Origin of the sequence: Bacillus sp. JJ1474 (genome assembly GCF_036965225.1) — a bacterium.
GTDB lineage: Bacteria > Bacillota > Bacilli > Bacillales > Cytobacillaceae > Cytobacillus.
On record NZ_JBALPC010000183.1, the window covers coordinates 8,471 to 18,551 of the forward strand.

The window sequence follows — 10,081 nt, forward strand, 5'->3', positions numbered from 1 at the left end:
CCCGTGGTCACCAGAATAGGGTTTGATTCCCGTTCAAGTGAAAAATCAGCCTGAATGGTCATCAGAAGTGATATTAAATACCAGCTCAAGTCACTTTTCAAGGTTAAAAATAGTAGTCTTACTCTTTTCGTTTTTTCTATAACCTAATAGAAAGCCCACTCAAAAACTGCTTAAAATGCATATGAAGTAGTGTAGGCAAAAATATTAGGAGGTTACCCAAAATGTATTACCTGAGAGGAAGACCAAGTTATTATAGAGGAGACGAACGGTTCCTTGGTTTGTTATTTGGCGCCCCATTTGCTGGAGGTCTTCTAGGTGGGTTAATTGGAGGTGGGATAGCTGGATTTGGAACGGCAGCTCTCCTTGCTAATCGACCGTTTTATGGAGCACCATTTCCGCCATATTCACCATATGGCTTTGGATATGGTGCATATGGTGGATATGGTCCATATGCACCACCGTTCCAAGCAGGCTTCCCTTATTATTAAAAGTAATTTTCACATAGGAAAAAGCTCTCTCTTTACAGAGAGCTTTTTCCTTTTATTTTCGTAAAAAAATGGAAATCTATTTCCATCTTAACTTTAATGATAAACTGCAGCATTTCTGAATTTGATTGATGGATTCGAAGTCTAAAACCAACCCATCTGGTGTATACCTAACTTTAGGGATATGTTTGATTCCGGTTGATTTAATCATTGTACTAACCTTGTCCTGCTGTGATGCTTGTGCCGCACTCATTAATTGAAATGAAAAGGTTCTGGAAGAAGCCATCTTTGTTAATAATAGGCTGACATCTCTCATAATATTCTCCATATCCTTTGCAGAACTCATGAAGGTCCCCGGGTCTACAGTCGGATATTGCCGATTGGGCATACCTTGGAGAGGGTAATAGGGAAATTGATAAGGTGAAGTACAAAAAAAAATTTGTCCATAAGTAAAATGGGGAGTCATTCCAAATGGCCCCCTTTCTTTTTATCCTATATATGCGAAGAAAGCTTTTCCTGTGTTTCCACAAGTATTAATAGATGGAAAACTCTGTTATATTATTGTAAAAGGCGTAAAGGGGAGAATTGAATTGAATCTGAAAAATACATTGATTGAAGCTCTAGGGATGGAAATCATATCACTTGAAAAAGGCAAGGTTGTTGCGACAATGCCTGTTGATGAACGAACAAGACAGCCATTTGGTGTACTGCATGGCGGAGCCTCTGTCGCTCTTGCAGAAACTGTAGCAAGCATTGGCGCTTACGAACTGGTCGATCATGAAACAGAATCGGTTGCGGGGCTTGAAATAAACGCCAACCATATAAGAGCAAAGCGGGATGGAAAGGTTACTGCCATTGCAACCGTTCTTCATCAGGGAAGAACGACAATGGTTTGGGATATTAAAATTGTTGATGAAGAGGAGAAGCTAGTCTGTGTGTCAAGGTGTACAATGGCTGTTATAAAGAGAAAATAGGAATGGATAGGGCTGAATTCGAAATAGGTTGAAATTCAGCCCTTTTTAGTAGAAAAACAACATACCAGCAATTAACAGATTAAATTTGAAAATGACTGAGGTAATAAAAAGATGATAATAGGAAATAGAATGATAAAGGGAATTATGAAAAAAATAGGATACCCTTAAGGAATAAGTGTTATTGCAATCTAAGAGTGGTGGAATGAAACGAGAGGATTCGAAATGAACAAAAGGAATAAGATGTTGCGAACGTCAAAAGTATTATCAATGGCATTCGTAATCTTCGTCCAAATTTATTGGTATAAAATCCGAAAAAAGCCTGAAGAGGAATGGAAAAATCTTTGGAGGAAAATAGGAGAAAGGTTTCGAAAGACGCTTTTTGAATTAGAAGGGTTACTAATCAAAATTGGACAGATATTAAGTATTCGTACAGATTTACTGCCAGAAGCATTTATTCTCCAAATACAAGACCTTACTGATAAGGTTCCTTCTTCTAGCTGGGATGTAATTCAACAAATCCTTGAAACGGAATGGAAAAGTCCCATCGATCAGCACTTACTTTCAATTAAAAAGGAAGCTATTGCGTCAGCTTCGATTGGAGAAGTATATAAAGGTGTTCTGAAGGATGGGACAGAGGTTGCCATCAAAGTGAAGCGCCCCAATATCCAATCGATCATCCAAACGGACTTTCGTATATTACGCATTATTATCTGGTTTGCTGATCACTTTGTTCCTATTCCAAAAGGCTTTATCAATTTTAAAGTCTTATTTCAGGAGCTTAAACAAGTGATTGAACGGGAACTTGATTACTCAAAAGAGCGGGAGGTTTTGCTTTCTTTTAAAGAGAGATTTAAAGATGTGGATGCAGTACAAATCCCTTCTGTTTTCTCAGAGCTAAGTACTTCAAGGGTCTTGGTGATGGAGTGGATACATGGTATAAGACTTACAGATCGAGATGGGCTAGAGCAGTTAGTAGTAGGCAAGAACGAATTGGCCAAGCGGCTAATCAAAGTGTTTCTACCCCAATGGCTTGAACCAGGAATGTTCCATGCTGACCCACATCCAGGTAATGTCCTAGTTTCAAAGGAAGGAAAAATAATATTACTAGATTTTGGTATGGTAGGGGAAATCTCGAAAATGGATGCTGAATATTTCCAAGATTTAATTAAAAGCTTTCTTTCTAAAAATTATACTAAAGCCGTGGAAAGCTTGATTCATTTAGGTTTTTTCCATGATGAGGGAGATTCAAAGACGCTAGAAAAGCTATTAGCGGAAACTATGTCTTTTCAACTCTCAGATTTAAAAGATATGGATATGATTGCCTTAAAAATAGAAATGAATGATATGATTCAGGCACTCCCCATTCAGGTTCCAACAAGATTTGTTTTTCTAGGACGTTCTTTCGTAACGATTGAAGGAATTCTACAAGAATTAGCACCACAAGAGGAGCTAATTGATTTAGCAAAACCGGTATTTTTTGATTGGTTAAATAAAAAGGAGAATAATAAATGGTCGTTTGTCTGGATGTGGATTCAGTCACAGCCTTTATTTAAGGTCTTGCATTCCGCTTCAGAGTTTCTTAAAGCTCCGCAAACCTTTGAGCGCATAAAGGAAGTGGAACAAAGAAGACAATTTCAGTTTACTATTTTTGAAAATTATAAAAAGCAGCTGTTCCAATTAACACTGCTGGGTCTTATCGGGATCGCAGCTGGTGCTTATACCTCTCAACCCATTATTTTTCAATTATCGATTGGCATATCAGCCATCTCTAGTGTTTGTTATTGTATTTGCAGCTATAAGCTAAAAAAATGGATGAAATACATGCCAGAAAAGCGAAGATAGGACTGACAGAAATGAATGATATGTTAAATGATCCAAAATAAATCTTCGGATGGGAGAAATGAATAGATGAAAATAGTAAAAGCAACATTAAATGACCTAGAATCTGTAACTGAGCTTTTTGATTTATACAGGATATTTTATAAACAGAAATCTGACATCGAAGGAGCAAGGGATTTCATTCAAGGCAGATTAACTAGTGAAGATTCCGTTATTTTTATCGCGCTTGAAGGTGAAAATGCTGTTGGTTTTATTCAATTATATCCATCCTTTTCATCGGTCGGCATGAAACGTATTTGGATTTTGAACGATCTATATGTAAAAGAAAGTGTACGAGGGAAAGGCTTTGGCGAGAAATTAATGAAGAAAGCTATCGAATTTGCCAAGGATACAGAGGCTAAAGGAGTTCTCCTTGAGACTGCTGCAGATAATTTAGGAGCACAAAAGCTTTATGAGAAAGTGGGTTTTACAAAGGAAACTACTTATTTTTACTTTTATTCCATATAAAATTTAACCTTTAGGGAGAGGTCTATATGAATGCAAATTGTTTTATTTGTAAAAAACATAAGGGAGAGCTGCAAACATCCGGGGTGTTAATTTACGAGGACGAGTATGTATATGTTGGACATATTGATAGTAATGGGAAGCCCAATTATTTAGGACATCTTATGGTAGATTTAAAGAGACATGTCCCTACTCTAGCAGAAATGAATCCCGAAGAAGCAAAAGCATTTGGCATGATAATGGCGAGAGTGAGTAAAGCACTTAAAGAAACTGAAAAAGCTGAGCATATTTATGCTGTTGTTTCTGGTAATGCCGTTCCACATTTGCATATGCATCTTGTCGCCCGTTATCCTAATACTCCTGAGGAATACTGGGGGCCGTTTGCAGTATATGATTCCCCAAATGCTCGTATGGGCGACAATAGTGAAGTTATTGAAGTTTGCAATAGATTAAAAACTTTTCTTGAAATGAACCCCTATGAGTAAGGCCGGTGTATATGAATATAGTTGGGTAGGGAGCAAAGAAAGTTTTGTTGACAAAATAAATATTCATAGGATTAAGCATGTTGTTTTAGGGCGTTTTGGCGGAAATAAGACAGCGGGCCAGTATAAGAATGAAGATGGCTGTGTTATTTGGGTGGATGAAAAAATGGATTGGGAATTTGTTATCCTTTTGGACGCTCACCAAACGGCGGAAAGTGCAGAATTAGTCATTTCCACTTTTGAAGCTCAGAAACATGCCATAAAGGACATTTTATCCCTTTCAATTAACGAATCCTTTGATAGTTTAAGTAAACTAATATTAACCACTTTCAAAAGCCAATGGTTCAAAGAGGCTTGTCAAAATATTCAAGGAGAAACAGCTTGTCTGTTTGTTATGAGAAAAGGCAAGTTTCTTTGGTGGCTATCAATTGGCGATTGTGCACTCTATCTTTTTCACCCAGAATTATCAGCTCTGAACGAATTTCAGCAAAATCATAGGAGCTTCTATGAATGGGTTGGACGAGTTAATACTTTCGATTTGCCTGTTCCATGCTTTAGTGAAGGAAGAAAGGAACTAAGAAAAGGAAAAAATCATTTGTTTTTAACAACTGATGGACTGATAGAATGTCCAAATACTAATTTTGAAAAACCTAAAGAAATTTTTAAACCATTTGAGACTCGCTCAAATGATGAAAGTGTAAAGCAACTGCTGGAGGAAATTAGAGGTAAAAAAGTTCGTGACAGCACAACGATCATTTCCTGGTTTGTACAAATTGCATCAAATGGCAGCCTTCCTAGCCAGTGATAGAAATTTACGAAAAATCAATGATAACATCGATAAATAATCAGACCATTCCTATTCTAATTCGGAGGAATGGTCCAAAACAAATTGTTTGAATTTTTCAGTTGCAGGTGATAAATATCTTCCCTCTACCCACGCAATTCCAATTGTCCGTTGGCACTTTGGACCTTTGATAGGTATTTGTGATATTTTACTTTGGTCTGTCCCTTTTAAATTCGGTAGTATTGAAATTCCCAGTCCAGCTGCGACAAGCCCCGCAACAGTATCTGCTTCCGCTCCTTCAAATATAATCTTAGGTGCAACTCCCACTTTTTTAAACAATTGCTCTATGGTGATACGAAGGGAGAACCCTTCTTTTAAATGAATAAAAGATTCATCTGCAATTTCTTCTAACGTAATGTTTTTACGATTAGCGTATTTGTGGTCTTTCGGGACAATAACAAACAGTTCCTCATTCCAAAGCTGCCGCCATACAATTGGTGATTTAATTCCCATTGGAGCAATTAGACAAAGATCCATATCCCCTAATTGCAATTGATCAATAAGATTATGGGAGGGACCTTGTCCGAGTCGAAAGTTAATTTTTGGATAGTAGGCACGAAAAGAAGCGAGTAAATCAGGTATATGACTTGTACTCAAAGTGTGCAGAAACCCAAGAGACACTTCTCCCTTATCTGGATCAAGTAATTCTTTAATTTCTTGTTTACCTTCATTGAATTCTTTCATCATGCTATCCACATGCTTTAAAAAAATTTGACCGTATTTATTTAATCGAATAGAACGTCCCTGACGTTCAAATAAAGGCACTCCTATTTCATCCTCAAATCGGGCAATCGAACGGCTAAGGGCTGACTGGGAAATGGAGAGAGCTTCTGCAGCGTGCGTCACATGCTGCATTCGTGCCAGTGTTTGAAAGTATTCAAACTGCTGCCATTCCATCTTATAACACCACTTTCCAATTGAATTTCTTATTACATATATGCATTAAATTCATCGATATAATGAATTATACAACATATAAAATCGGTGGTACTATAAAAATAGGAAGCTCGCAAAGAGGCTTATTAAAACGAAATTTTTTAAGGGATGATTGATTTATGCATCAATTTGGAAGTCACGCGAATTGGGCGATTGTATGATGAGTTACATTCAACAAGGTACGACACTCTTTCGCAAAACCAGTTTTGCTTTCTTTGCTGCTGGTTTTAGTACATTTTCCATTCTTTACTGTGTACAGCCTTTAATGCCAGAATTTACAAAGGAATTCAATATTAATCCAACAACAGCAAGCTTATCACTTTCCATAACTACAATGGCGCTTGCTATTAGCATGCTGATTATTGGTTCATTATCAGAAGTATGGGGACGCAAGCCGATCATGGTCATTTCCATGCTTGCCGCTTCTGTCGTTTGTATTCTCACAGCATTCAGTCCTAATTTTCATTTTCTGCTGGGGTTCCGAACGATTGAAGGAATTTTATTGGCAGGTCTGCCCTCCATTGCCATGGCTTATCTTGGAGAAGAAATAGAACCGAAGAGTCTTGGAGCGGCTATGGGTCTATATATATGTGGCAATGCAATTGGTGGTGTTTTTGGCAGAGTTTTCACAGGTACGTTGAGCGACTATTTTGGTTGGCAAATAGCTATAGGGGGAATTGGGTTCTTAAGTTTAGCCGCTACTCTGATTTTTTGGAATAGCTTACCACCTTCGCGAAATTTTAAAGCCCGTCAATTAGAAATTGGAAAGTTAGGTAAATCATTAATTGACCATCTGAAAGATCCAGCTTTAGTTTGTTTATTTGTCATGGGATTTTTACTTTTAGGGAGTAATGTAGCGTTGTTCAATTATATAACTTACATTTTTCTCGAAAAGCCTTATTCGCTAAGTCAAACATTTGTAAGCTGGCTATTTTTAATTATGATCATTGGAATGTTTAGCTCTGTCTGGACAGGAAAATTAGTAGAACGCCATGGTAAGCAAAAAATATTATTCATCAGTCTATTCATTGCTTTGATCGGTGTCCTTTTGACTTTGAATTTTCATTTATATATAAAAATAATCGGTCTTGGCTTATTTACTTACGGTTTCTTTGGAAGTCATGCGATTGCTAGCAGCTGGGTCGGCCAACGTGCTATACAAAGCAAAGCACAAGCCTCTTCCTTATATTTATTTCTTTACTATGCTGGTTCAAGTGTAGGAGGAACACTCGGAGGGTTATTTTGGTCAAAACTCGGCTGGGGAGGAGTCGTTAGTATGACTGTTGGCTTCCTCATGATTAGTTTAGTACTTTGGGTGTTGGTTTCAAAAATTGTACAGAATTCGAAGAAAGTTTCTACAGTAGCCTAATTGTTCCTTGTTTGTAGAAAAGGAATTGGATGCTAGCTAACCAAGCCGGTGAGAGGCGTTAATTGATTTTGAAAAAGGTGAATGATTGATTAGCAATATTAACGGGGTTTTAATACTGTTAAACATATGATAGAATGTAATTAATCAAATATTGAATTACTTGGAGGAGTCTGTCACCAAGGGATAACTATGTCCTTTGGTAGCAGGCTCTTTTTGTATTACAATAATAAAATAAGGGGGAGAAAGATTGATTATCTTACAATTAGCGATCATTTTATTTGCAGCAAAGCTTGCAGGAAGTATAAGTGTGAGATTAGGGCAGCCTTCAGTCTTGGGAGAAATTATTGTTGGGATTTTACTAGGACCATCTGTCTTTGGCTTAGTAACTGCGACAGATACCTTAGCAGCGTTTAGTCAGCTTGGAGTTATCTTGTTAATGTTTATTGCAGGGTTGGAGACAGACCTTAATGAATTCAAGCGTTCTGGGAAAGCATCAACCTTTGTTGGCTTTGGTGGAATTATTTTTCCGCTTTTCTTCGGGTATTTAGCAGGTTTAATGATGGACCTTTCATCCTTCCAATCTATGTTCTTAGGATTAATGCTTTCAGCAACTAGTGTAAGCATCTCTGTTGTGGCATTAAGGGAGATGAATCAATTAAAAACTCGAGAGGGTACTACCATTTTAGGGGCAGCTGTCATTGATGATGTCGTTGTGATGATTGCGTTAGCATTCTTAATGAGCTTCGCAGGTGGAGATGTTAGTTTAAGTACTGTCATTTTAAAGAAAGTTCTCTTTTTTGCAGGAGCTCTGCTAGTAGCATGGAAGGCTGTACCTTACGTTTTAAGAATATTCTCCAAACTGAAAGTCTCTGAACCTATAATTGCAGCTGGATTAATTATTTGTTTTGTGTTTGCTTATGCTGCTGAAATCACAGGGGTTGCGGCTATTATCGGCTCTTATATGGCAGGTATAGCTATTAGTGTAACAGGCTTTAAGCATGAAATTTTTGAGAAGGTAGAAACAATTAGTTCGGCTGTCTTTGTCCCGGTATTCTTCACGTTTATTGGAATTTCTTCAGAGTTTTCAGGGGTTATTGATTCCTTATGGATCATTATCCTATTGAGTGTTTTAGCGATATTAACGAAATTTATCGGTGCCGGTTTAGGTGCCAAGTTTGCTGGCTTTGGTTGGAATAGTTCAATGGGAATCGGATCCGCAATGATTTCGCGGGGAGAAGTGGCACTTATTATCGCCGCTTTAGGAATTGAATCCAATTTAATAGACAAAGATTTGTTTGCTGTAATGATTGTTGTTATTCTTGTTACAACCATTGTGACGCCGCCGATGATGAAATGGTTTTTTAAAGATTCTGAGGCAGAGATGAGTATTAATATTAGGAAGAGTGTATAAAGAAAAAAGGGACGAATGCTCTATAGCATCTGTCCCTTTGCTTGTTCTTAACCAAATATTAGAATGACAATAAAATAAGCGACCATCGTAATTAAACCAAGTGGAACACCAAATCTTGCCCATTCCTTACTCGTAATATTCAATTTCCCTGCAGAGATAATGTTCGGAATGTTTCCGGGAATAAGCATACCGCCGCTGATCATCAATCCAAGTAAAATGGCTCTAATGGTTGGCTCGTCCATTGCAGGGCTAATTTCTGCCGCAGCAAGTGTTGCATTATCCAAAATAGCTGAGATCATATTGATCCAATATAGAACATAAGGGCTCATTCCTAGTAAATATTTTTCAATGAAAGGTTCGAATCCTGCACCTAGGAAAGTAAGTCCCATTACAAAAAGGTAGATTTTAACTGCACGAATAATAATTTCTTTATAGCTTTCCTTTTCAAGGGATGCCGTTAATCCATCTTTCCCCTTTTGAGGGTTAATTAAAACAGCTGATAGAATTCCAAAAATGATTACAGCGATAATGACATCGGCGCCAATAAGCTTAAATAAATAGAAAAATTCCTCATTTAATTTGCTGATAGCAATCGTAGAAAGCGGTTCTCCAATTGGAGTAAGAGCAGCACCAAGACCAATTGAGAAACAGGCTAGAACAACGAGACGTACCTCTGATTTTCGGTCAAGGCGAATAACGCTTACGATAACGACTAGCACGATCGCGGCAATAATTGCAGTAATCACACTAGAAATTAATCCAAGAACGATTGTAACTAATGCTAAAAATAAGCGAAACGGCATCATATTGCTTAATCCAAGAATCCCTTTTTCGATTGGACTTTGGCACCATCTAAATATTAAACCAGCTATAAGTACAGCAAGAGTAATATGGATTGGATCTTCAAGAGCCTTAATAAATAATTCTCCATTTAGCACCTGGCTGATCGTTGCTGCGGCTAAACCCATAATAAATAAAAAGGCTTCTAGATTATGTTCTACCTTTTTTACTGTGAATGGCAGAAATAATACTAATATTAAAACAATTGTTAGTCCAACTATCATTCTATTTGTCAGTCCTTTTCTAGTAATATTTCCGTCTTAACGGACTTACGAAACATCTGTGAATATCCAGAAAATTTCACCTATGGCAGTTAACAGTTTATATTATAACATGAATATCAGTTTTTTCTGTATAGTTTTTTAATTTTCTATTTTTGGTCATGTAATAATTATAT

11 protein-coding genes are annotated in these 10,081 nt (G+C 37.2%); 8 read left to right on the top strand and 3 right to left on the bottom strand.

Going from position 1 to position 10,081, the window contains the following annotated elements; translation table 11 throughout:
- Window positions 1-221 precede the first annotated feature (221 nt).
- Entirely contained in the window at window positions 222-488 is a 267-nt protein-coding gene (locus V7164_RS19980; protein ID WP_335345877.1) for a hypothetical protein, read from the top strand.
- A 76-nt stretch (window positions 489-564) separates the two neighbouring features.
- Here the strand turns inward: V7164_RS19980 and V7164_RS19985 are convergent, their stop codons facing one another.
- Complete coding sequence (locus tag V7164_RS19985) at window positions 565-951, bottom strand: hypothetical protein (RefSeq protein WP_335345878.1); 387 nt, start codon at window positions 949-951, stop codon at window positions 565-567.
- Between the two features lie 124 nt (window positions 952-1,075).
- On the opposite strand from V7164_RS19985, the gene V7164_RS19990 reads away from it, so the two are divergent.
- The 5 genes from V7164_RS19990 (at window position 1,076) to V7164_RS20010 (ending at window position 5,089) form a co-directional block, all read left to right on the top strand.
- The gene (locus V7164_RS19990; protein ID WP_335355037.1) at window positions 1,076-1,459 is read left to right on the top strand and encodes a hotdog fold thioesterase; all 384 of its coding nucleotides are present in this window, start codon (window positions 1,076-1,078) and stop codon (window positions 1,457-1,459) included.
- A gap of 222 nt (window positions 1,460-1,681) precedes the next feature.
- Complete coding sequence (locus V7164_RS19995) at window positions 1,682-3,301, top strand: ABC1 kinase family protein (protein WP_335355038.1); 1,620 nt, start codon at window positions 1,682-1,684, stop codon at window positions 3,299-3,301.
- A gap of 66 nt (window positions 3,302-3,367) precedes the next feature.
- A complete protein-coding gene (locus V7164_RS20000) occupies window positions 3,368-3,805 on the top strand; it encodes a GNAT family N-acetyltransferase (protein ID WP_335345881.1) in 438 nt (145 codons plus the stop codon).
- 26 nt (window positions 3,806-3,831) lie between these two features.
- Window positions 3,832-4,287 carry an HIT family protein gene (locus tag V7164_RS20005; RefSeq protein ID WP_335345882.1) on the top strand — a complete coding sequence of 152 codons (456 nt, stop codon included), beginning with the start codon at window positions 3,832-3,834 and terminating at the stop codon, window positions 4,285-4,287.
- On the top strand, window positions 4,280-5,089 hold the full coding sequence (locus V7164_RS20010) for a protein phosphatase 2C domain-containing protein (protein WP_335345883.1): 810 nt from the start codon (window positions 4,280-4,282) through the stop codon (window positions 5,087-5,089). The genes V7164_RS20005 and V7164_RS20010 overlap by 8 nt, the downstream gene beginning before the upstream one ends.
- Before the next feature lie 51 nt (window positions 5,090-5,140).
- Here V7164_RS20010 and V7164_RS20015 read toward each other — a convergent pair whose 3' ends face one another.
- Entirely contained in the window at window positions 5,141-6,025 is an 885-nt protein-coding gene (locus V7164_RS20015) for a LysR family transcriptional regulator (RefSeq protein WP_335345884.1), read from the bottom strand.
- A 199-nt stretch (window positions 6,026-6,224) separates the two neighbouring features.
- Between V7164_RS20015 and V7164_RS20020 the strand changes: the two genes are divergently transcribed.
- On the top strand, window positions 6,225-7,433 hold the full coding sequence (locus V7164_RS20020) for an MFS transporter (RefSeq protein WP_335345887.1): 1,209 nt from the start codon (window positions 6,225-6,227) through the stop codon (window positions 7,431-7,433).
- Window positions 7,434-7,680: 247 nt separating this feature from the next.
- Window positions 7,681-8,844, top strand: a complete 1,164-nt coding sequence (locus V7164_RS20025; protein WP_335345885.1) for a cation:proton antiporter — start codon at window positions 7,681-7,683, stop codon at window positions 8,842-8,844.
- Between the two features lie 47 nt (window positions 8,845-8,891).
- Here the strand turns inward: V7164_RS20025 and V7164_RS20030 are convergent, their stop codons facing one another.
- Window positions 8,892-9,908, bottom strand: coding sequence for a DUF1646 family protein (locus tag V7164_RS20030; RefSeq protein ID WP_335345888.1), 1,017 nt, complete (start codon window positions 9,906-9,908; stop codon window positions 8,892-8,894).
- Window positions 9,909-10,081: the final 173 nt, after the last annotated feature.